22 protein-coding genes are annotated in these 22,368 nt (G+C 63.4%); 10 read left to right on the top strand and 12 right to left on the bottom strand.

The window, feature by feature from the left end; translation table 11 throughout:
* Positions 1-44: 44 nt before the first annotated feature.
* The gene (locus D7S86_RS10745; RefSeq protein WP_121086251.1) at positions 45-320 is read right to left on the bottom strand and encodes an HU family DNA-binding protein; all 276 of its coding nucleotides are present in this window, start codon (positions 318-320) and stop codon (positions 45-47) included.
* A 437-nt stretch (positions 321-757) separates the two neighbouring features.
* Here D7S86_RS10745 and D7S86_RS10740 point away from each other — a divergent pair, with 437 nt between their 5' ends.
* Positions 758-1,450: a PepSY-associated TM helix domain-containing protein gene (locus D7S86_RS10740; RefSeq protein ID WP_121086249.1), complete on the top strand. Its 693-nt coding sequence runs from the start codon at positions 758-760 to the stop codon at positions 1,448-1,450.
* Positions 1,451-1,880: 430 nt separating this feature from the next.
* On the opposite strand, the gene D7S86_RS10735 is transcribed toward D7S86_RS10740, so the two are convergent.
* Together D7S86_RS10735 and D7S86_RS10730 are read right to left on the bottom strand one after the other, a co-directional pair.
* Positions 1,881-2,573 (bottom strand): anti-sigma factor family protein, encoded by a 693-nt coding sequence (locus tag D7S86_RS10735; RefSeq protein ID WP_121086247.1) that lies wholly within the window; start codon positions 2,571-2,573, stop codon positions 1,881-1,883.
* Complete coding sequence (locus D7S86_RS10730) at positions 2,566-3,213, bottom strand: RNA polymerase sigma factor (protein WP_121086245.1); 648 nt, start codon at positions 3,211-3,213, stop codon at positions 2,566-2,568. The genes D7S86_RS10735 and D7S86_RS10730 overlap by 8 nt, the downstream gene beginning before the upstream one ends.
* A 302-nt stretch (positions 3,214-3,515) precedes the next feature.
* Here D7S86_RS10730 and D7S86_RS10725 point away from each other — a divergent pair, with 302 nt between their 5' ends.
* Together D7S86_RS10725 and D7S86_RS10720 are read left to right on the top strand one after the other, a co-directional pair.
* A complete protein-coding gene (locus D7S86_RS10725; protein WP_420813229.1) occupies positions 3,516-4,616 on the top strand; it encodes a metallophosphoesterase family protein in 1,101 nt (366 codons plus the stop codon).
* A 68-nt stretch (positions 4,617-4,684) separates the two neighbouring features.
* Positions 4,685-5,191 carry a cupredoxin domain-containing protein gene (locus D7S86_RS10720; RefSeq protein WP_121086243.1) on the top strand — a complete coding sequence of 169 codons (507 nt, stop codon included), beginning with the start codon at positions 4,685-4,687 and terminating at the stop codon, positions 5,189-5,191.
* Positions 5,192-5,214: 23 nt separating this feature from the next.
* Here the strand turns inward: D7S86_RS10720 and D7S86_RS10715 are convergent, their stop codons facing one another.
* A complete protein-coding gene (locus D7S86_RS10715; protein WP_121086241.1) occupies positions 5,215-6,948 on the bottom strand; it encodes a tetratricopeptide repeat protein in 1,734 nt (577 codons plus the stop codon).
* A 111-nt stretch (positions 6,949-7,059) separates the two neighbouring features.
* On the opposite strand from D7S86_RS10715, the gene D7S86_RS10710 reads away from it, so the two are divergent.
* Together D7S86_RS10710 and D7S86_RS10705 are read left to right on the top strand one after the other, a co-directional pair.
* Positions 7,060-7,521 carry a GNAT family N-acetyltransferase gene (locus D7S86_RS10710; RefSeq protein ID WP_121086239.1) on the top strand — a complete coding sequence of 154 codons (462 nt, stop codon included), beginning with the start codon at positions 7,060-7,062 and terminating at the stop codon, positions 7,519-7,521.
* A gap of 90 nt (positions 7,522-7,611) precedes the next feature.
* Positions 7,612-9,198 carry an MFS transporter gene (locus tag D7S86_RS10705; RefSeq protein ID WP_121086237.1) on the top strand — a complete coding sequence of 529 codons (1,587 nt, stop codon included), beginning with the start codon at positions 7,612-7,614 and terminating at the stop codon, positions 9,196-9,198.
* Positions 9,199-9,210: 12 nt separating this feature from the next.
* On the opposite strand, the gene D7S86_RS10700 is transcribed toward D7S86_RS10705, so the two are convergent.
* Both D7S86_RS10700 and D7S86_RS10695 read right to left on the bottom strand, forming a co-directional pair.
* On the bottom strand, positions 9,211-9,624 hold the full coding sequence (locus tag D7S86_RS10700) for a VOC family protein (RefSeq protein ID WP_121086235.1): 414 nt from the start codon (positions 9,622-9,624) through the stop codon (positions 9,211-9,213).
* Between the two features lie 92 nt (positions 9,625-9,716).
* Positions 9,717-10,430 carry a helix-turn-helix transcriptional regulator gene (locus tag D7S86_RS10695; protein WP_121086233.1) on the bottom strand — a complete coding sequence of 238 codons (714 nt, stop codon included), beginning with the start codon at positions 10,428-10,430 and terminating at the stop codon, positions 9,717-9,719.
* A gap of 136 nt (positions 10,431-10,566) precedes the next feature.
* Here D7S86_RS10695 and D7S86_RS10690 point away from each other — a divergent pair, with 136 nt between their 5' ends.
* Positions 10,567-11,034 (top strand): GNAT family N-acetyltransferase, encoded by a 468-nt coding sequence (locus tag D7S86_RS10690; protein ID WP_121086231.1) that lies wholly within the window; start codon positions 10,567-10,569, stop codon positions 11,032-11,034.
* A gap of 1 nt (position 11,035) precedes the next feature.
* On the opposite strand, the gene D7S86_RS10685 is transcribed toward D7S86_RS10690, so the two are convergent.
* Both D7S86_RS10685 and D7S86_RS10680 read right to left on the bottom strand, forming a co-directional pair.
* On the bottom strand, positions 11,036-12,346 hold the full coding sequence (locus tag D7S86_RS10685; protein WP_240648091.1) for an EAL and HDOD domain-containing protein: 1,311 nt from the start codon (positions 12,344-12,346) through the stop codon (positions 11,036-11,038).
* Between the two features lie 241 nt (positions 12,347-12,587).
* Positions 12,588-12,884, bottom strand: coding sequence for a putative quinol monooxygenase (locus tag D7S86_RS10680; RefSeq protein WP_121086227.1), 297 nt, complete (start codon positions 12,882-12,884; stop codon positions 12,588-12,590).
* 749 nt (positions 12,885-13,633) lie between these two features.
* Here D7S86_RS10680 and D7S86_RS10670 point away from each other — a divergent pair.
* Entirely contained in the window at positions 13,634-14,236 is a 603-nt protein-coding gene (locus D7S86_RS10670) for a TetR-like C-terminal domain-containing protein (protein WP_158601924.1), read from the top strand.
* Positions 14,237-14,293: 57 nt separating this feature from the next.
* Here D7S86_RS10670 and D7S86_RS10665 read toward each other — a convergent pair whose 3' ends face one another.
* Positions 14,294-16,597, bottom strand: coding sequence for a putative bifunctional diguanylate cyclase/phosphodiesterase (locus D7S86_RS10665; RefSeq protein ID WP_420813228.1), 2,304 nt, complete (start codon positions 16,595-16,597; stop codon positions 14,294-14,296).
* 320 nt (positions 16,598-16,917) lie between these two features.
* On the opposite strand from D7S86_RS10665, the gene D7S86_RS10660 reads away from it, so the two are divergent.
* Positions 16,918-17,781: a class I SAM-dependent methyltransferase gene (locus tag D7S86_RS10660; protein ID WP_121086222.1), complete on the top strand. Its 864-nt coding sequence runs from the start codon at positions 16,918-16,920 to the stop codon at positions 17,779-17,781.
* Positions 17,782-17,841: 60 nt separating this feature from the next.
* Here the strand turns inward: D7S86_RS10660 and D7S86_RS10655 are convergent, their stop codons facing one another.
* Together D7S86_RS10655 and D7S86_RS10650 are read right to left on the bottom strand one after the other, a co-directional pair.
* The gene (locus D7S86_RS10655; protein WP_121086220.1) at positions 17,842-18,951 is read right to left on the bottom strand and encodes a helix-turn-helix domain-containing protein; all 1,110 of its coding nucleotides are present in this window, start codon (positions 18,949-18,951) and stop codon (positions 17,842-17,844) included.
* A gap of 545 nt (positions 18,952-19,496) precedes the next feature.
* Positions 19,497-20,252: a class II aldolase/adducin family protein gene (locus D7S86_RS10650; protein WP_121086218.1), complete on the bottom strand. Its 756-nt coding sequence runs from the start codon at positions 20,250-20,252 to the stop codon at positions 19,497-19,499.
* Between the two features lie 356 nt (positions 20,253-20,608).
* Between D7S86_RS10650 and D7S86_RS10645 the strand changes: the two genes are divergently transcribed.
* Positions 20,609-20,983 carry a hypothetical protein gene (locus tag D7S86_RS10645; RefSeq protein WP_147432292.1) on the top strand — a complete coding sequence of 125 codons (375 nt, stop codon included), beginning with the start codon at positions 20,609-20,611 and terminating at the stop codon, positions 20,981-20,983.
* An 89-nt stretch (positions 20,984-21,072) separates the two neighbouring features.
* On the opposite strand, the gene D7S86_RS10640 is transcribed toward D7S86_RS10645, so the two are convergent.
* Entirely contained in the window at positions 21,073-21,651 is a 579-nt protein-coding gene (locus D7S86_RS10640; RefSeq protein ID WP_121086214.1) for an H-NS histone family protein, read from the bottom strand.
* A gap of 183 nt (positions 21,652-21,834) precedes the next feature.
* On the opposite strand from D7S86_RS10640, the gene D7S86_RS10635 reads away from it, so the two are divergent.
* On the top strand, positions 21,835-22,317 hold the full coding sequence (locus D7S86_RS10635) for a GNAT family N-acetyltransferase (protein ID WP_121086212.1): 483 nt from the start codon (positions 21,835-21,837) through the stop codon (positions 22,315-22,317).
* Positions 22,318-22,368 lie beyond the last annotated feature (51 nt).

Genomic DNA, 22,368 nt, shown 5'->3' with positions numbered 1-22,368 from the left:
GGCACGGCGCGCGGACGATCGAATGCGGCGTGTCAGGCGATCGCTCAGCCGTTGACGAGATCCTTGAATGCCTTGCCCGCGGTGAACTTGACCGTCTTCGCCGCCGGGATCTGGATTTCCGCGCCCGTGGCCGGATTGCGGCCCGTGCGTGCGGCACGCGCGCCCGTGCCGAACGAGCCGAAGCCGATCAACTGGACGGTGTCGCCCTTGGAGACCGTCGCGGTCACGACATCGATGAACGCATCAATGGCTTCCGCGGTTGCGGCCTTGCTTTCGCCCGTCACGGCGGCTACTGCGTCGACTAGTTCCTGTTTGTTCATTCTCGTCCTTCAGTAGGTTCGTCCAGCGCCCAAGGCGGGGCCGGAAGGGGGACACGTTACCGGACGCGAGGGTGTCGCGCAACCCGCAAGCCAGTCCCCACGGGGGTTTGCACGATTTCTCAGTGCGGAAACAAGCGCTTGGCAGAATGAAAAACCTGCACTGTATGGGCAGGACAACGCGCGATCGACGTTCATCAAGCCGTCATTTCCCACTAATCGGGAAAATAACGGCCAAATCACGACGCAAACGATTTCTTGATCGTCGGCCGACGACGATTCATCGAATTGTCCCGGGTCGTAATTCAATGTAATCGCCTACGCACTTGTCATCGCGTAAGGATATTGTTATAAATGAGAATCACTCTCATTCCATTCCGGCTCGGCCCAGCGATACGCGCTCGCGTGCACCGACGCCACTCTGACGGGATTCCGATTACATGCAAGCCACCCGCTTCGAAACTCAAGCGAGTCAACCCGCCGTGTCCGCGCGCAACACGGAACGCACGCCCTCGCGACGCGGCGTATTCCTCAAATGGCTGCGTAAAGTCCATGGCTGGGTCGGTCTATGGGGCGCGGTGCTTGGGCTCTTGTTCGGCATCACGGGCTTTCTGCAGAACCATCGCGCGGTCATGAAGATCCGCACGCCGGCACCCGAGGTGTCGACGATCGAGGTCGCGTTGCCCGACCCCGCGCCGAAGTCGCCGAAGGAACTCGTCCAGTATCTGCAGACGACGCTCAAGCTTGGCGACGTGCCGCCCGGCCGCGTCCAGAAAGAGCCCGCGCATCCCGTGAGCTGGGGCGATCAATCGGTGATCCAGCCCGAACACTGGACGATCCGGTTCGGCAACGCGAAATCGCAGGTTTCGGCCGACTACTGGAAGGGCAGTCAAACGGTCAGCGTCGAACGGCGCGACCAGGGTCTGATCGGGACGATCCAGTCGCTGCACAAGTCCAACGGCACGAGCATCGGCTGGGTCCTGTTTGCCGATTCGTTCGCGGGTTCGATGATCCTGCTGTCGTTGACGGGTGTGATTCTTTGGACGGGACTCAACAAGCGCCGCACGGTCGGCGCTTCGATCTTCATCGTGTCGGTTCTCGTGATGATCGGCTTCGCCGCGCAGTCGGTCTGAGGCGAAACGGATGCGTCGGCTCGATGGAGTTGGCTAGGTTCGGTCGGCCGTACGCGATCGGTCCGATGCGATCGACCCGATGCGGCCCACCCGGCCTCTGCCCACGATTGACATTGCATCGACGCCAACGAAGAGGAGCCGCACGGATGCGGCTCCTTTCGTTTTGACGCCGTGTTGATCGGGCGGATTCCGTCCGCCTCGTCTCCCTGATGCCTGCCTCGATCGGACGCGCGAGTCGCATGCGGGTCACCGCCCCGCGACGCGTACGCTCGACGCCTTCCGGCCGGTTCGCGGCACGATTTCGAGGTCCCCTCGCACACGCCCAGCCGCACTACTGCACTACTGCACTACCGCACTACTCGCACTGCCGCACTACTCCGCTCCCCGCCCCCAGTTACTCGCACAGCCCCGCGTCTCGCGCGCCCGCTTCCTAGCGCCCCACCTCCGCCTGAATCGCCTGCTCGAATTCCTTGAGAAACGCGGGCGACGCATCCGTGATCGCGCAAAACGTCATGCCGTTCTGATGCCATCGCGCGATCGAAAAGCCGGCTTCCGTGCGCGCTTGAGGCGGTGCGCGAACGTCGTGCGCATCCGGAAACACATAGAGATCGATCGAGTGCTTCAGGTATCCGTAGATCATCACCGCGACCGGACGCTGGGCGACGTAGTCGAGCCGCCCGCCGACAAGCGGAAACCCCTGTGCCGCCGTATCGACGACGGGCGGCGCATAGTCGAGCCGCCCGCTGAACCACGGCTTGACCGTATGCCGATCCGTCGAAACGACGTCGATCGCACGATCCGACAACATCGCGCGCACATGGCTCGAAATGATGTCGCGCATCAGCAGGTCGGGGTGCTCGGCCGTCATCGGCATCACGACGAACGCGAACGCGAATGCGCAGAGCAACGCGCCCGCGAAGCCTCCGCTGCCGAATGCGAGCACCCCGCGCATGCCGCGTGCGCGGAGCCGGTCTCGCCACGCGCGCATCGACGCGCGCGGTCGCGGTTGCGCGGCCGCGCGCAGATTCGCGCGGATCTGCGCATGCAATGCGACCGGGGCACGCTCGTAGAGCGAGCCGTCGCGCAAGCACGCGCCGAGGGTCGACGTGTCGTCTTCATCCATGATGCGTCGTCTCCTGATCCCGATCGCCCGCCGGCCTGACAAGCCGTACGTGCCCCCCATCCCCCGAACCCTGCTGCAACGCGCGCACGGCCTCGCACAACATGCGCCGCCCGCGCGAAAGACGCGACATCACGGTGCCGACCGGCATGCCGGTCACCGCCGCGATATCGCGATAGCTCATGTCCTCGAGCTCGCGCAAGACGATGACCTCGCGATACTCGACCGCGAGCGCGTCGAGCGCGCGTTGCACGAGACGTAAGGCATCGCGCCGTATCGAGATCGCTTCGGGATCCTCGTGCGCGTGGGCGTCCCAACCCGGCATCGCTTCGTCGCCGAACGAGGCCTCGTCGAACTCGACATCGCCGGGATGCGCGCGACGACGGCGCCACTCGGTGAACCATGTATTGCGCACGATCGCGAGCAACCACGCACGCGCGTTGTCGCCGTCGAACGTCTCGAAGAAACGAAACGCCCGCATGAACGCATCCTGCACGACGTCGTCGGCATCGCTTGCGCTGCCCGTGAGCCAGCGCGCGAGGTTGTACGCCGCATCGAGATGCGGCAACACCACGCGTTCGAAGCGATTCCGGCGGTCGTCGTTCGTCACTTCCCGCTCCTCGCGCCTAAGCCGGCCGGTCATCCGATCTGAAAACCGGCCTGAAATCCCGCGTCATCACCGGTCCGAGAGCCGGCCTGATGCGGGTCCGATCACGTGCGCAGCACCGCGTCCCTGCAAGGGACCGACGCACGCGCTCCCCCTCCGACCGCAACACGCGCAGCCTCGAGGACTCACTGCCTCTAACTCGCGAGCCCCGCGTTTTATTCCCGATTCTCGGCGACACGACAAAAAATATCGCGGGAATAGCCGCGGGACATCGGCGGTTATACGGGGCAGATGCGGTCATTCACGCCACCGCGGCCCACGCCGCAAGGACATCGACGATGCGTTCTCGACACCTCCCCACGCCCGCGCCGGATTCGACACACGCCAACGAACCGGTGCGCGCGGCCGACCGATCCGATCACACGGACGCCCCGCGCGTCACGCCGCCCTCGGTCGACTCCGCCCCATCGCGTCCGACCCGCCCCGCGGAGCGCGCGGACGCCGCCTCCCCGCTCGCGCCCCATGGCCGCGAACGCCGGCATCTGCTGTCGTGCATGGCCTGGGCGGGCACCGGCATGCTCTGGACGATCCGCGCCGGCATTCCGACATCGATGCTTATCGAGTCGGCCCATGCGGCCGAGGCCGATCCGAACGCATTCAGCTTCGTGCAAATCAGCGACAGCCATATCGGTTTCAGCAAGGAACCCAATCTCGACCCGACGAGCACGCTCGAACAAGCGATTGACGCAATCAAGGCCGCGCCGCGCAAACCGGCCTTCATGATTCATACGGGCGACATCAGCCATCTGTCGAAACCTGGCGAACTCGATACCGCCGAGCAAATCATCCGCAGCGCGGGCCTCGACGTCCATTACGTGCCCGGCGAACACGACGTGCTCGTCGACGACGGCCAGACCTATCTCGATCGCTTTGCGCCGAAAGCGCCGCACGGCTGGTACAGCTTCGACCAGAACGGCGTGCATTTCATCGGCCTCGTCAATGTGATGAATCTCAAATCGGGCGGACTCGGGCTGCTCGGCGATGCGCAACTCGACTGGCTGCGCCGCGACCTTGAAACCCGCACGAGCAGCACGCCGATCGTCGTGTTCGCGCACATCCCGCTCTGGACCGTCTACCCCGATTGGGGATGGGGCACCGACGACGGCGCGCAGGCGCTCGGCTATCTGAAGCGCTTCGGCTCGGTTACCGTGCTCAACGGCCATATCCATCAAGTCGCGCAAAAGGTCGAGGGCTCGATGCGTTTCTATACGGCGATGTCGACGGCGTTTCCTCAGCCCGCGCCCGGCACGGCGCCAAGCCCCGGACCGATGAAGGTGCCCGCCGATCAATTGCGCTCGCTGCTCGGCATCCGCTCGATCGAGTACGTGCCCGGGAATGCGACGCTCGCCGTCGTCGATACGCGGCTCAGCACGCTCTGAACGCGATACTCGACGACGGCTCAACGTCTCCTATCGAAACTCGAATACGCTTTGGATATGTAACCGATATGAATACGCATTCGCACGACAGATCGACGACGTCGATACACGCCGGATCTTCCGGCGCCGCGGAAGGATCAAACGATAGCGATGCGTCCCATCCGCGCACGCCTGCGTCGACATCCGTGCCGCCGGTCCAGTCTTCGGCCCGACGCCGATTCGCGCGCCTGGCGCTCGGCGCACCCTGCGCCGCCACGATCGCCGGCTGGCTCGGCGTCATCCCCGGGGCGATCCAGACCGCGCGCGCCGCCGATGCGCAGGCCCCCAATACGATCGTGATCGACAATTTCAGCTTTGCGCCGGCCATGCTGACTGTCGCGGTCGGCACGAAGGTCGTCTGGGTCAATCACGACGACATTCCGCATACCATCGTCAACGACGCGACCCCGCGCGCATTCAAATCGCCGCCGCTCGATACCGACGATACATTTGCGTACACGTTCTCCGAAGCGGGCACATTCAAGTACTTCTGCTCGATTCACTCGCATATGACGGGGACAGTCGTCGTCCGCTGAGCGCGTGCAAGCGTGATGCGCCCTCAGACGTGCGACGCACGCCCGCGTGCCGCGGCGACTTCATGCGCCAGCGCATCACGCACACGCTCGACGACCGGCTCCCATGCGCCAAGCGCGGGCTGCCTGAACAAGCGTGCGCTCGGATACCACGGGCTGTCGTCGCGTTCGAGCAGCCAGCGCCAGCAGGTGTCGAACCGGTTCAGGATCCAGACGGGTTTGCCCATCGCGCCGGCCAGATGCGCGGTCGACGTGTCGACGCTGATCACCAGATCAAGCGCATCGATCAGGTCTGCCGTGTCGGCAAAGTCCGCAATCGATCCGGTCAGATCGGCCAAGCGGTCGACGTCGCGCAGCGCATCGCGCTGCGTCGCCGCGGCGCCGATCTGCAGACTGAAAAACTGCACGCCCTCGACATCGAACAACGCAGCCAGCCGATCGAGCGACATCGAGCGGCGCGCGTCGTTCTTGCGCAGTTCGGGGACATGAGGCCGATGCCCGCCGGCCCAGACCAGTCCCACGCGCAGCCGGCCCCGCGCGATCGCATCCGCGCGCTCGCGCCACACGGCGGCACGCCGCGGATCGGCGAACAAATAAGGCACATCGGCCGGAATGGTATCGAGCGTCGTGCCAAGCGCGAGCGGCAGGCTCAGCAACGGGCAGTGGCAATCGAAATCGGGCAAGGGACGCCCCTGCTCGACGAGCGTGTCGACGCCGTCGAGATCCGCGAGCAGCCGCATCAGCGACGCGGGGACTTCGAGCACGACCTTCGCGCCGAGCGCCGCGACGCGCGCCGCATATCGGCAGAACTGCAAGGTATCGCCGAGGCCCTGCTCGGCATGCAGCAGCACGGTTTTACCGGCGACCGGCGTCTCGCCGAGCCAGAGCGGCGCGGCGAACGTGCGCCGCGCGCCGCGCAACGACGCGCGCTGCCATCGCCATTCATACGCGCGCCAGCCGCGGTCGAACTGGCCGGTCTCAAGCAGGCACAGCGCCTGATTCCAATGCGCGCTCGCGTGGTCGGGCGCGAGCGCGAGCGCGCGTTCATAGCAGCGCAACGCGCCCGCATGGTCGCCGAGATCGACGAGCGTGAGACCGAGATTGCTCCATCCGTCGACGAAACCCGAATTCGATTCAAGCGCCTTCTCATAGCTCGCTTTCGCATCGAGCGATCGATTCAGATCGCTGAGCGCGTTCGCGCGATTGCTCCAGGCATCGGGATAGCGAGGCTCGATCGCCAACGCCCGATCGCAGCTCTCGACTGCTTGCGCCGGATGCCCGAGATCGCGCAACGCGCACGCGCGGTTGTTCCATGCCTGCGCGAGTCCAGGTTGCAGCGCGATCGCACGCTCGAAGCTCGCCAGCGCGTCGGCGGGCCGATTCAAGCCCGCGAGCGCATTGCCGCGATTGTTGTGCGCGTCGGCGAAGTCGGCGGCCAGCGCGAGCGCCTTGTCCGCATGCGCGAGCGCCTCGGCGTGCCGGCCGAGCGCATTGAGCGCGAAGGCCAGATTCGATTGGATCGCCGGATGCCGGCCGTCGATCGATACGGCGCGCGTGAGCCACGTCATGCCTTCCTCGATCCGACCCGATTGCAGCGCGAGCGTGCCGAGCAGCTGTGTCGCGTCGAAATGCTTGGGACGCAAGGCAAGCACGTCGCGATAGGACGCCTCGGCTTCGTCGAGCGCGCCATTCTGATGAAGCGCGACCGCTTGCTGGAAAAGCGCGTCGATACGGCGTGTCGTTGGACCGGCTGAACTCATGGATTCGGATGCGAAAGGACGGCGGCAGGCCCAAATGATAAAACGAGTGTTGACGCGGCCGCGAAGTCCCCCTTAAATGACGCGCATTTCCACGCTCGCCGCCCAGCCCCGATGCCGATTGCGCTTCGCGCGGCGCGTCCCGAGGACGCCGCCTCGATCGCCGATGTCTACTTCCGCTCGCGCACCGCGCTCGTCGCATGCGCGCCCCTCACGCATTCGGCCGATGCGATCCTCGAATGGATCGCGGATTGGCTCGTGCCGTCGGGCGACGTCGTCGTCGCGCTCGACGGCGAGCGTATCGTCGGCCTCAGCGCGACATCGGCCGCATACGGCGTCGTATGGCTCGACCAGCTCTACGTGGACCCGCGCGATATCGGCCGAGGCATCGGCGCCGCGCTGCTGAACGAGGTCGTCGCGCGCGCGCAAACCGCGATCCAGTTGTACACGTTCTCGGAAAACCTGCGCGCGCGAACGTTTTACGAACGACACGGCTTTGTCGCACTCGAGCCGCGCGACGCCTCGTCGAACGAAGCAGGCGTGCCGGACATGCTCTACAGGCGTGCATTTCCGTAGTGTCATGCGAGTCAGGTGGGTGTAAGGTCGTGCAGCGACGATCGGCAGATCGCCGCTTCCAAGGCGTCACCCGATGACGAGGAGTCCGCCATGGCCGCCGCGCCGCGCTCGTACGACCCCTCCCGCCAATTGCTGCCGTTTCGCCAGTCGTTGCTCGCCATGCTCGGCGTCGCGTTCATCGCGATGCTCGTCGCGCTCGACCAGACGATCGTCGGTACCGCGTTGCCGCGCATCGTCGCCGACCTCAAGCGTTTCGATCTCTATGCCTGGGTCGCGACGGCCTATATGCTCGCGTCGGTCATCACGATTCCGATCTTCGGCCGGCTCGGCGATCTCTATGGACGCAAACCGTTTCTGATCGCCGCGATCCTGCTGTTCACGTTCGCCTCCGTGCTCTGCGGCAGCGCGACGACGATGCTGACGCTCGTGCTCGCGCGCGGCCTGCAGGGCATCGGCGGCGGCATTCTGATCGGCACGCTGTTCGCGACGGTCGCCGACCTGTTTCCCGATCCGCAACTCCGCTTGCGCTGGCTCGTTTTCGTCAGCACCGCATTCGGCGTCTCGAACATCATCGGGCCGACGCTCGGCGGCGCGCTCACGCAGCTCGGCGGATGGCGGCTCGTCTTCTTCGTGAACCTGCCCGTGGGCATGCTGTCGCTGCTGTTCGTGCAGCGCTACGTCCCGCATCTGCGGCCGGCGCGCGAACGCGGCCCGATCCGCCTCGACTGGCTCGGCGCATGCGTGACGGCCGCGACCTTCGGCGCGCTCCAGTTGCTGATCGAACTCTTCCCGAAGCAGGGCATCAGCGCGACGACGATCGCGCTGAGCTGCATCACCCTGACGCTCGCGCTCGTGCTGTTCCTCTGGGAAAAGCGCATGGGGTATCCGATCGTGCCCGTCGACATGCTGCTCGATCGCAAGCTCGCCGCCTTGTTCGCGATGTCGGTACTCGGCGGCTTCGCGCTGTTCTCGCTCGTGTTCTACGTGCCCTTGCTGTTCCAGGGCGGCTACGCGATGTCGCCGCACGACTCGGGCATGCTGATCACGCCGCTGCTGCTCGGCACGAGCGTCGGCAGCATGCTCAATAACCGGATCGTCACGCGGATCCGGCGCGCAAATCCGATCATCTATGTCGGCTTCGGCATGTTCGCGCTCGCCTGCGTGTCGATCGTGCGGCTCTCGGGCACGGAGGCGCATCTCGTCTGGATGAGCTGCATGGGCGTCAGCGGCCTCGGCATCGGACTCGTGATCGCGAATCTGACGATCTTCTCGCAGCAGATCGTCTCGCGCGACAACCTCGGCGCGGCGACCGCCCTGCTCCAGTCGCTGCGCACGTTCGGCGGCATGCTCGGCACGGTCATGACGGGCGCGTTGCTGAGCCACCTCTATTCGATGGGCGTGCACCGCTCGCTCGATGCGTATCAGGCGACGCAATGGTTCAAGTCGTTCGCGAGTCCCGAACTGCTGATCGATCGCAACGAACAAGCGGCGCTGATCAGCCGCCTCGTCAACGCCGGACACGCGGGCGGGGCGATGATGGATTCGGCGCGCGAAACGCTCGTGACGTCGATCCATATCGGCCTGGGTCTCGCGGCGGCCGCGGCACTCGCGGGACTATGCCTTGCATGGTTCGTGCCGCCCGTACGCGTCGAACGCCTCGCGCAAGCGGCACGTTGAGTGCTTTAAATATCAGCGCGCTTGCGGGACTTCCGCCTGCGCGAGGGCGGCTTGCGCTTCAGGCGCCATCGCAAACGCGCGGAGCCGATGACCGTCGGGATCGAGCGCGACGAAGGTGCGGCCGAAGTCCATATCGGTCGGCCGTTGCAGGATCGCGAGTCCGCGACGCGACCAATCGTCGAACACGGTATCGACCGCGCCATAACCGGGTACTTCGAACGCAATCTCGGCGCCGCCCCCCGCGGCCTGCGCGGCGGGCTCGACCGTATGCTTCGACCAAAGACCGAGCATGACGCCCGAATCGAGACGAAAAGCGACAAACGTCGGCGACGATTCGACGGGGGTCTTCGCAAGCAGATCGCCGTAAAACCGCGCGCTCGCGGCAGGGCTGTCGACGTACAGGATGATCAAGGTCGGGTCTGACATGGCACGCTCCGGAAATGGATGGATTCATTGAACGCATCGCACGCGATCGCGCGTCGCGGCGCCGTTCGAACCCATCGTAGGCCCGCCTGCTGTCAGATTCTGGCAGGAGCGAACACCGATTGCGCTCGGACGCCCTGACGTTCGCGCCAGGCCTTGAGCAAGGCGTGACGCCGCTTCGGATAGCGTTCGCCGAGACGTTCGAGCGCGCTGAACCGGTCGAGCCTGAAATGGCGGAAGTCTTCGCGCAGCTCGCACCATGCGGCGACGACGCGCACATTATCGAAATACCCGAGCGCGAACGGCCAGATCGTGCGCGTCGAATCGGTGCCCTGGAGATCGCGATACACGACGCGCAGCTTGGCTTCGGCGCGAATCGCCTCGCGAATCGCGGCCGGATCGACGCAAGCCGGGATCGGCGGCTCGCCCGGCCCGACGAGCAGCGACGACGCGTCGAGCGCATCGCGGACATCGGTCGGCAACACGGCCGCGATTTTCGCGAGCGCGTTGCGTCCCGCCTCGCCGAGCCGAGGGTCGCCGCGCTCGGCGACCCATCGCACACCGAGCATCAGCGCCTCGAGCTCCTCCTCCGAGAACATCAGCGGCGGCAGCATGAAACCCGGTCTGAGCCGATACCCGAGGCCCGGCTCGCCGTCGATGCGCGCGCCCTGCGCCTGGAGCGTCGCGATGTCGCGGTAGAGCGTGCGCACGCTGATCCCGAGTTGATCGGCCAGGACGGCGCCCGTCACGGGCATGCGGTGGCCGCGCAGGATCTGGATCAGGTCGAGTAATCGTTGAGCGCGTGACATATCGGTGGCGATTCGGCATCGGGCCGGCGCGGCGCCGTCGGGATGGCCTCAAGCATACGCGCGTTATTTCGCACACTACGCAAGACGCGGTTCTGCTAGGCTTTGCGCTAAAACACGGTCAGGACTGGTGTCCCGCATGAGCAAAAACTATAGGATTCGACGCGCGACGGCGGCGGATCTGCCGATGGTGTATATCGGAGAGCTCGACGCGATCCGCGCCATCGAGCCTCAGAACGAGGCGCGCTGGAAGGACGCGTTGCGCTGGCATCTCCAGCAATGGACGCAAAGCCTCGATCGCATGTTCGTCGCCGAACGCGGCACGGAAAAAATCGGCTATTGCTTCTGGGAAGCGCATGGCGAAGCCGCCGTGCTCGCGTCGATCTACGTGCTGCCTGAAGTGCGCAGATCGGGGCTCGGTCGTCAGTTGCTCGAACGCTATATCGAAGACGCGCACGAGAAAGGCTTCGGCAACCTGACGCTCGGCGTCAAGCCCGACAATCCGGCACGCGCGCTTTACGAAAAAGCCGGGTTTCTCTATACGCACGACGAGCGCGGCTATCGTCACTACCGCTATCCGATCGTGGCGCGCGACGCGTCGAGCTGAATCAGATATCGTCGTTCCAGGCCGCCGCGCGCATGCCGAGCGCGGCGACATGATCGGGGGTCAGCGTACCGAGCGCCTCGCAAGCCGCCGCGATGACCTCCGCCTCGCCGCGCTCGAATGCGCATGCAATGCTCAAGATATGCCCGAGCGCGCCCTGACGATCGATCAAGGCATCGCGAATCGGCGCAGGAAGCTTGAGTTCTTCGGACAGCGTGCGCGTCGGGATGCCGAGGATCACGGGCGTCAGCGACAGCACACCCGTCATATAGGCCGCGTCGCCCGAGACTTCGTCCCGCACGGACTTTGCGCAATGCTCGATCATGAGTTCCATGAGCCGCGCACGCGCGCCGACGAGTTGAATCAGCGGATCGGATTCGGGCGACAGCGTCGTGCCGTCCGCATAGATCATCAATTGGACCCAGCGCGCGATCTTGCGCGTGCCGACCGCGAGGATGGCCTCGCGCAACGAACCGATCCGGCGTCCCACGCCGCTCGCCGTCGAGTTCGCAAAGCGCAGAATGCGCACCATCAATTGCGGGCTCTGCTTGAGCGCGCTTTCGAGCGCGGGCACGTCCGCCTCACCCGACAGCGCGATCAGTAACTGAAGCAGACACCGTTGCGCGGGTCCCGTGCTGCGCGAACGCAAGACCTGCGGGCGCGCGAAGAAATAGCCTTGAAACAGATCGAACCCGTGTGTTTTAGCGAGTTCGAAGTCGGCGTGCGTCTCGATTTTTTCGGCAAGCAGCGTCTTGCGCTCACGCTTGGCGAGCGCCGCGATTTTCGAGAGCCGGTCCCGATTGCATTGGAGGAAATCGACCTTGAGCATGTCGATATGCGGTACGGCTTCGACGAGTTCGGGCGACCACGTGGCGACGTCGTCCATCGCCAGTCTGAATCCCGCTTTGCGCAGTTCGGCGCAACGCGCGATCAAGGGCGCGTCGAAGACGGTGTCTTCAAGAATCTCGATGACGAAGCGATCGGGCGGGATCAGGTGAATGACATCGCTGAACAGCAGATCGCGCGAGAAGTTCAGATAGCCCGTATGCGGGCCGATTGCTTCACGCAGACCGAATTCGCCGAAGGTGCGCGCCACGACATAGGCCGTCGCTTCGAAATGATCGCGAATATGCGCTTCGTTGCGCGAATCGGCGCGGAACAGCAGCTCATAGCCATGCAACGCGCGACTGCGTTCGAGAATCGGCTGACGCCCGAGATAGACGAGCGACGCCTGCCCCGCGCTCGCCGATGAAGACAATGGCGTGCCCACCGCCTGTGCGAAATCGGGCTCCGCCAACATTGGGACCGAAGACATCTTTGTCGACTCCGACGCGAGAATTCCGGGGTGCTTGACAATGCGCACGACGCGCGGCGCACCCTCTTGAATCGTAGTATCGGCAGGGTCTTCGGGGTTCTTTATAGTGTCGCGCGCTTGAGCGACGACCTTCGTGTCGCGCGGAGGAAATCGGAGAAATTCACTCGGCAAACGCGCGACTTGAGTTCGTCGCGCAAGCCGGTATCGCGCATCACGCGACCCCGGCATGTTCGCAGCTCACTCAGATGACGGGATTCGCATCGAGGATGTGCAACGACGACGATTCGCAGAGCTCGCCGCTGCGTGCGCCGAATGCGCGGATATGCGAGGCCTTCGCGTGCGCCTGCAGATCGTCGAGACTCGCCCAACGTTCGATGAAGACGAACGTGCGGGGGTCCTGAATGTTGCGGTGCAGATCGTAGGTGATGAACCCGCGGTCCGAGCGCGTCGGCTCGATCAGGGCGCGCAGCGCCGTCTCGAGTTCCGCTTCCTTGCCCGGCCTGGCCGTACTGATCGCCACCACTGCGACTTCAGACATGAATGTCTCCTTTGGGATAAAGCGGCAACGATACCCGAGTCACCGCGCGCGTGCTCGCGCGTTCGTTCGCCATGACACGCGAACGAATCGATGCGTCGCTTTCAATTTCATATCAAAGAAGCAAACGTTTTACGGAAATGTCTCGCGGATTTCGTCAAGCGACGGATTATCGAATTCGAAAATTCGTCAAGACTGAATAAATAAATTAGATAGGTATACCTATGCGAACGATTTATCGATTTCGATAAGCCGAATATTGAGTGCACGATCGAATTCGGGGTCGATGAGCAAAAATCCTTGACGCGACCTTGTCTCGCGACGTTGTCCGCAGCTTTGTCTTCCGCCTTGTCTGCCGCCTTGTCTCGCGGGCTTGGAGCGGCTCGGCACGCGCACGGATCCGCTCCATGCGCGTGCTTCGCGCGCAAATGCGCGCAGCAAAATCCCCCTCCAGGGAAATGATCCGTAAGACTCACTCGGCACGCGACGCACACTCGCCGAAATAATATTGATCGCATATTGAATTACCGACCGCGATTTTGTAAGCTGCGCACCTGACTGATCTGCTTTGCGCGTTTCAACGCCGCGCTTCACTGCCTAATTTCCAGATCCGCACGCAGGTCCGCGAATCCCGAGTGTCCCGTCTCGCATGCTGTACGCCTTGCGGCGATCGTCGCGCATTCGCGCGCACGGCGCGCATGGCCGAACCGACAGGAGTCCAGGCCTTGTCCGTCGCTGAACATGGGGTTGACATGCCGGCACGCCCGCCCGCCGGGACCGAAGCCGCACCGGAACACACCGGGCTCGACCCGCATGCACGCACCGCGCTGCGCGTCGCATCCGTGTCGCAACGCGACGCGGTGCGTCCCCGATCCATCGAGGTCGCCGAATACAGTCGCGCGGAGCAGCACAGATTCTCGATCGCACAAGAAGCGATCGCGGCGCTCTTGAGCGTGCTTCAGGCCGCCATCCTCGATGCGCAACACGCTTCGGCGATGTCGCAATGGCGCGCGATGGGCCATGCGTTTCTACGCTGGGCCTACGACAATCCCACGCATTTCGAAGTCATGTCGAAGCCCGCGCTCGTCGATGTCGAACGCTCGGGACTGGCCGAAGGCTACCGTCATATCCGCACCGAACTGCGACGCCTGATCGCGGCGGCCGCGGCCGACGGCGACATCTACTGCATTTCGGTCGAGGACACGCTCGTCTCGACGCGCGCGTTCGTCTACGGACTGGCGCGCATGCAGATCGACGGCCACTACGCGGGGTGGGGCGTCGACGCGCACGACGTGCTCGCGACGATGCAGCGCCTGTTCGACAGCTATCTGTTTCGTCTGCGTCGAACGTTCTGAGATCCGCATCCGGACCGCACGGGTCCGCCTGTCTTGCAAGCCGACCTTGGCGGCGCGCTAAAAATCGGCCACGCGCGCAAGCGTCTCCTCGTACGCAAGCGCGCCGACCGGCACGCTGAAGAAGTAGCCCTGCAGCGTATCGCACCCGATCGAGCGCAGAAACTCGGCCTGCGCGGCCGTCTCGACGCCCTCCGCCGTCACATGCATGCCGAGCGAATGCGCCATGGCGACGACCGCCTGCGTAATCGCGACCGAGTCATGATGATCGGGCAGCCCCGCGACAAACGACCGGTCCACCTTGAGGTTATGCAACGGAAAACGCTTGAGGTACGACAGCGACGAGTAGCCCGTGCCGAAATCGTCGACCGAGATTCGCACGCCCATCGCGGCGAGGGCGTTGAGCATCGGCAAAAGCGTCTCGCTGTCGCCCATGAGCAATCGCTCGGTGATCTCGAGTTCGAGCGCGCGCGGATCGAGACCCGAGCGCTGCAGACACTGCGCGACGCGCTCGACGAGCCCATCGTTGAATTGCCGCGGCGACAGATTGACGGCGATGACGAGATTCGGCGCAATCGTCCGGCGCCAGCGCGCGGCGCGCATGCACGCCTGTTCGAGCACCCAGTCGCCGATCGCGACGATGATGCCGGTATCCTCGGCGACCGGAATGAACTCGGACGGCGACATGTGTCCGAGCTCTTCGCTATGCCAGCGCAGCAGCGCCTCGGCGCCGACGATCTGGCTATGGCGGCTGTCGACGACGGGTTGATAGACAAGACTGAGCTCGCCCGCCGACAACGCCTTGCGCAGGCCCTGCTCGATCATGAAGCGGCGCTGGAGCTGCTCATTGAGCTCGACCGTGAAAAACTGAAAATTGTTCCGCCCGCTCTGCTTCGCGTGATACATCGCGGCATCGGCGTTGCGGATCAATTCACTCGCCTCGGTGCCGTCGTTGGGACTCATGCTGATGCCGATCGACACGCCGAGATAGTATTCATTGCCCGCGACCGCGAACGGCACCGCGATCGCGTCGAGCACGTGCCGCGCGAGCGCGGCCAGGCTTCCGGCATCGCCGAATCCGTTGACCGCGATCACGAACTCGTCGCCGCCGACGCGCGCAAGCGTATCGGTCTCGCGCACACACTGGAGCAGGCGGCGCGCGACACTGCGCAGCAACGCATCGCCCGCCTCGTGTCCCGCCGTGTCATTGACCTTCTTGAATCCGTCGAGATCGACGAACAGCACCGCGACGTTCGCCTGCGCGCCGCGCGGGTCGCGCTCGGAGAGCATCGCGTCCATGCGGTCGGCGAGAAACACGCGGTTGTAGAGACCCGTGAGCGAATCGCGCGTCGCGAGAAAGCGCAGCTGCTGATGCGCCTCGCGCATGGGCCCGATATCGTTGAACGAGACGAGCACCGAGCTCGCCTCGGTCTCGCCGGGCATCAGGATCGGTACGACATTTTCGGTAATCCAGATGACGTCGCCATCGACGAGTTCGACACCGAGCGTCAGACCGAGTAAGGGCTCGCCCGTGCGAAGCGCCCGATGCGTCGGACGTTCATGATCGGCGACGAGTTCGCCGTTGTCGTGATACGAGCGCGTCATGACGGTGCCGATCTGCCGGCCGACCATATCGCCCTCGACGTGCAGCAGGCGTCGCGCGCTCGAATTGCACGCGAGCACGATGCCGTCGCGCGATTGCACAACGATGCCCTCGTGCAGATGTTCGAGCACGACGCGATGCCGTTCCTCGCTTTGCGCGAGCAACCGCGCGATACGATCCTGGTGTACGGCGAGGCCGACGCTGTGGCTGATATCGCGCAGCAGCGCCTCTTCCTCGATCGTCGGTCGTCGCACGTCGCGGTGATAGACCGCGAACGCGCCGATGACTTCATGTCCATCGGCATCGAATGGAATCGACCAGCACGCGCGCATGCCGATCGCCATGGCCAAATCGCGGAAATCGTCCCAAAGCGGATCGGCTTCGATATCGTCGACGACGATCATGCGACGTGTGTATACCGCGGTCCCGCATGAACCGGCCTGAGGACCGACGACCGTACCGTCGATCGCGCTGCTATAGCTTTCGGGCAAGGACGGCGCGGCACCGATGCGCAAATGCACGCCGTCGTCGTCAACAACCATGATCGTGCACGCCGCGCCCTCGCCGAGCAGCGACTCGGCGCGACGGCAGACTTCGGCAAGCAGCTCGGGTAGCGGCGTATTGCGCGCGATCAGACGCAGGACACTTTGCTCCGAGGCGAGCACGGTCTCGGCGCGCATCGTCTGATAACGCACCGGCTCCGGCGCGGATGCGCCCATCGCTTCGTTCATGACCCACTCATTGGTCAGCGGCCCCTTCATCTCAGCGCACTCCGTACCTCTTCTTATTCGACAGACCGGCGCGCTCCTGAATCAGGGTTTACACCCAACGCCGTCGCGCCATGACAGTTCTTGAGGCTCATTCCGCCTTTTTAGCCTTTCCTGACGAATTCATCTATCGCAGACTGCAATGTGCATCAAAAAAAAATTCATGCGATCCGCAAGGACAGCTTCGCATTTCAAGCAGCTTTCCGGGCGCATGATGCTTTATTTAAGTGCCCGACGCGCGTGTCCGAATTTAGGCACAATGGACGCTTTAATAAAAAGGGGTTAGCGCATCGCTCAAGCCCCAACGACGACTCATGCCCATCGCCAGACAACGCCCGGCCGCGCATACCCTTGTTCGCATGGTGGCGGCACTCGCCTTCGCCGTCGCGAGTTCGCTTGCGATCGCCCAAACCATCGCATCGGACGCCACCCCCGACGAGGCACTTGACGCTGCCGTCAACGGACCGCAGCGCACCGAAGCGTTTCGTGCGCGCGACACATACCGGCATCCTCGCGAAACGCTTGAATTCTTCGGCGTCAAACCGACCGACACCGTCGTTGAAATCGCGCCGGGCGCGGGTTGGTACACCGAAATTCTCGCGCCGTTTCTGCGCGACCGCGGCACGCTTTACGAGGTGCTTTACCAGAGCAAGGATCCCGCGCTCGCGAGCGAATTCGCTCAGGACGAGCAACACTTCAAGGCCAAGCTCGCCAATCACCCCGCGACGTTCGATCACGTGATCGTCGACACCTTGCATGCGGGTCGCATCGCAGGGCTTGCGCCGGGCAGCGCCGACGAAGTACTGACGTTCCGCAATATCCATAACTGGATCAAGGACGGCCAGTTCGACGCGAATCTGCGCGCGTTCTATACCGCGCTCAAGCCTGGCGGCGTATTCGGCGTCGAGGAACATCGCGCGCGTCCGAATACCACGCTCGACCAGATCATCAAGACCGGATACGTGCCCGAGAGTTATGTGATCGCGCACGCGCTGGCAGCCGGCTTCAAATTCGACGCGCAAAGCGATATCAATGCGAATCCGCGCGACACGAAAGACTATGCCGATGGCGTCTGGTCGCTGCCGCCGACGCTCAAGGGCGGCGACAAGGACCGGGCGAAAATGCTCGCGATCGGAGAATCCGATCGCATGACGCTTCGTTTTATCAAGCCGCAATAAATCGCATGGCCCGATGTCAGATTCGCGCCATGCTCAGGACATTTTCAGGCCATTTTCACGTCATGCCTGCGTCAGCGACGCTTCATGAAGCGCGTCACCCGCGGCATGACGGCGACGCCATTCGGAAGGCGCCTCTCCGATCAAACGCTTGAACACGGTCGAGAAATGCGCCTGCGTCTGGAAGCCGAGACTGAATGCCACATCCACGACTTGCATCGGCGTCGTGCGCAGCAAGTCCTGCGCGCGTTCGATGCGCCGTTGCGCAACGAATTCTGAAGGACTCAGTCCCGTAGACGCGCGGAACAACGCGGCGAAATGCATTTTACTGAGCCCGCTTGCGTCGGCGATCGTCTGTAGCGACAAGGGTCGACCGAGGTTCGCATCGATGAACGCGAGCACCTTGCGCATGCGCCACGGCGCAAGTGTCGCGGGGCCCGCGGGCTGACGCGCGCCCTGCGCGAGCATGCGCGACAGACGCGGCGTTTCATGAAGCAGCTCGAGCACGCGCGCCGCGATCGCGGTACCCAGCGCATGAGCCGTCACCTCCGCGAATCCCGTGCTCGATTCGGCGCTGGCGATCAGCGATCGCGCGAGGTCAAGCGTGATGTTGTCGACCAGCACGACGGGCGAGACAAAGAGTTCGCCGATGTCGAGGCGGCGGCCCGTCGAGCGCTCGATGCAGTCCGAAAGAAATTCCGGATCGTAATGGACGTGCAGAAAATCCGACCGACGGCGGAATTCGGCATGCCAGTGTTGACCGGGACCGCTCGCGAGAATCGAACCGACCCTCAGCGCCGATTCGTGAACACGACGCCCGTCGACGACGAGCACGGCATCGGTCGGTTGCAGTGCGATGCCGAGCGTATAGATGCCCGCTTCGGCTTGGCATTGATATTCGCCGCCATATTCATGGGCATCGCGCCAGCGCGAAAATCGCACGCCCGCGTGCGCCGATCGCACGGGTGTCGGGCCTGAGCGCGGCAGGATGCGCCAAGCGGTCTCATCGGCAATGCACGGCGTATCCGTCGTGCCGCTCGACTCGAAAGCACGCGGCGTCACATCGGTGTGATGCCGCAAGGCGCGCGCAAAGTCATAAGGCGCCGACCATGCGGCGTGCGTCGTACCACGACCCTCACTCAACTCGGGCTCGAAAGGCAGGGGGGTGCGCATCGGGGGCTCCCTTGAGCAACGCTAGCCGTCCACTGTCGTGCGCACCGCTCGAGCGGTGCGCGTGTCGTTCCGTGCTGCCCCGGTCGCTGACGCCACCGGCCCCGTATGTACTACGCCGCGCGTCCTTTCCAGTCCGGTGCGCGCTCGCGGCCTTCATAATTTGCATCCGGCATGCATCTATTCTCATCACTCGGGCGCCAAAACCCGAATTTGACAGCTGAATGCATGCCGAATGCATTTCAGTGCAGCGTAGCATCTTTGCAAGATATTGCGCGTCCGATTGAAATCCTCAGACGCAAATTTCGTTTGTTCAAACGGAATCGATAGGCAGCGAACGAAGCATCGAGCGCACGCGAGCGCGTGTGGCGGATGTCGCGTGACGCATGTCACGTGTCGCGTTGGGAATGACGTCCGGCGTGACCGACGTCGATGAGCGACTCCGCGCGATGCCGGTTCCGGTTCCGGTGCGTGTACGCGGTTCGTATCGAGCGGGGATACATTTCAACGTGCACGCGGAACGTCCGGTGCACGTCGAGGCGGCTCAATCAGGTCTTGTAGCTCGGATCGATCCGATCGAGCTTGCGCAGCATCGCCGGCCAGACGAACAAACCACCCTGCCCACCCGTTTGCGTGCGGCTCGATTCAGCGACGCCGTCGAGGACCGCCGGATTCACATAGGTCAATTCGCTCGACGCCTGCGCGGCGAGTTGAATCTGACACGTAGTCTCGAATAGATACATATTCAGAAACGCATCCGCGATCGTGCGCCCGACCGTCAGCAGACCGTGATTGCGCAACATCAGGAAATGCGCGCGGCCGAGATCCGCTTGCAGGCGCGGCTTTTCTTCGTCGTGAAGCGCGACGCCTTCATAGTCGTGATACCCGAGCGAAGCGAGCACAAAAGTCGACTGTTGCGAGATCGGCAGCACGCCGTGCTTTTGCGCGCTGACGGCGACGCCCGCGCGCGTATGGGTATGCAGCACGCAGCCCGCATCCTCGCGCACGGCATGCACCGCGCTATGAATGACGAACCCCGCGCGATTGACGGGAAACGACGTTTCCGAAACCGAATGGCCCGCCTGATCGACAAGAATCAAAGACGACGCGGTGATCTCATCGAACAGCAAGCCATAAGGATTGATCAGGAAACGATGACCGGGACCCGGTACGCGCGCGCTGATATGCGTGAACACGAGATCGGTCCAACCGTATAGCGCGACAAGCCGATAACAGGCCGCGAGGTCGCAGCGCAATTGCCATTCTTCTTGGCTGACGACGTGCTTGAGCGACGGAATATCCATGAACGGTCCTTTGCCTCCTCTAAGCGATACAGAACAAGACTCGAATGCGTCCGCGTGCCAAAGAGTCGCATAGAAATCGCATGATCGTGCGCATTTTCGGGTTTCCCCTAAACATCCGTCGTGCAACGGTTCGCGCGCAAATTTGCTGCGTCACGTCAAGCAGTTCGAATCGCGAGATGCAGATGTGCTGCGAAAGCCGTGCGCGCTCACGATCGCTGCGCGGCCTGAACCGGTTGCGTACGGCGGATCCATACGGGCGTACTTCTTGCTGCCGGGCAAGCGATACTTGACGGCGTCCGCAGAGAGGCGCAAAAAGCCAGAAGTCGCTCGGGATGTGACGACTCATCGGATCCGGTATGAAGCAAAAGCGTACAGAATTTCCAGGCGTAATCCCACATGACGGCGGGCATCCGTACTGCCATGTCTGCAAGGCCCTTGTCAGCGACTTTAAATATCGGCCGGGTTTGCTCGTGCGCGACGGCTCCTATGCCGCAGTCCTCGAGTACGAGGGCGATGACGTGCTCGTCATTCGCTGTCACGGCATGAAGTGGGTCATGCGACGTGAAGCGCGCGGACAGTGGAGCGTCGACGCGGTATCGCTCGACAGCCCGTCACGCGCGGCACCCAAGTCGCGCATTCTGTCGCGGCTCGATCGGCCGCGTCGAATCGCGGGATTTCTCTTGCACCCGGGCAACTTGTTTCATCGCACGAAGGCCAAGCGCCGCGCGTAAAAAAAAAGAGCATCGATACGATGCTCCTTTTTTAGACTCGCGGATCTGCGCCGCCTGCATTCACGCATCGCATCGGCGCCGGACCATGCTTACTCGGCACGCGCTTCGGCCGCTTGCGTCTGTTTTTCAGCGGGACTCCGTCGCGTCTTACGCGCCGTCACCTTCTTCGCCGCGCCGTTCGCGGCCGCACGTCCCGCGCCACGCGTGCCGGTCTTCTTTGCAACGCCCTTGGGTGCGGCCGTCTTGGACGCACGCGTCTTCTTCGTCGTCGACGATGCACGCGTTGCGGCGCCCGCGATCAGATAGATCGAGCGATCCGCGACGTCCTTGATCCATGCCGGAGGCCGCGCGTGACCGCTCCATGTTTCACCCGTTTCGGGATGCCGATACTTGGGCGGCAGCTTGCTCTTTCTCGCCATCGAATCGGCCTTCGCAGGACGGCCACGCTTCTTCGGTGCCGCGGCCGACGCTTGCGTCGCCGCTTTGGCCGGACGCCCACGCGGCTTGCGTGTCGCCAGATGCGTTTCAATGTGTTCGGTCGTCAAACCATGCTTGCGCATCAACGCCGCAATTTGATTCAGAACGACGGTGGCTTTCTTTGTCGCGATCGCCTCTGCCTGCGCTTGCAACTTTGCGATTTTGAGCTGAATTTGTTCTAAGGTGGGCATTAGAGGCTCCTCATCCGTGGGCTGGTCGCACTATGCCACGAGCCACGTTAAAGAGGAACCCTCAACGTGCGTACATTCGCTCAAAATACGCGTCGAAAGAGACGCTATTTTCTCGAATAAGTCTTACGAAATCCACGCAAAGCACATCAATAATTTGGACTCGGACACCTCATAAGCATGCCTATGTTTGTCAGAAAATATCGTCAAGGTGAAGAGGCCGCATTGCTCGATGTCTTTCGATCGTCGGTCCGCGAAATCGCCAGACACGATTATTCGCCTAAACAAATCGAGGCGTGGGCACCGCGCGATATCGCGCTCGACGCGTGGGCCGAGCAGATCCGCCGTCTGTCGCCGTTCGTCGTGGACGATCAGGGCGTGCCGATCGCCTATGCCGATATCCAGGACAACGGATACATCGATCACTTCTTCGTGTCCGGACACCATCAAGGCAGAGGCGCGGGTCGCCTGCTCATGACGCGCATTCACGAGACGGCCGTGGCGCATCGCATTGTCGCGCTGACTGCCGATGTCAGCCGGACCGCACAACCTTTTTTCGAGCGTTTCGGGTTTAGCGTCGTCGAACAGCGCATGCCGCGCATTCGCGGCGTCGCACTGCCGAACGCGTTCATGTGCAAGCGACTTGAAATCCGCTTTGAAGCAGAATAGAAAGATCCGCGCGTGCCGCCGTTACAGATCGCGACAACACTCGCTCGATAC

Source organism: Pararobbsia silviterrae (assembly GCF_003628125.1).
GTDB classification, from domain to species: Bacteria; Pseudomonadota; Gammaproteobacteria; order Burkholderiales; family Burkholderiaceae; genus Pararobbsia; species Pararobbsia silviterrae.
This window is presented reverse-complemented; position numbering and strand designations above follow the sequence as displayed.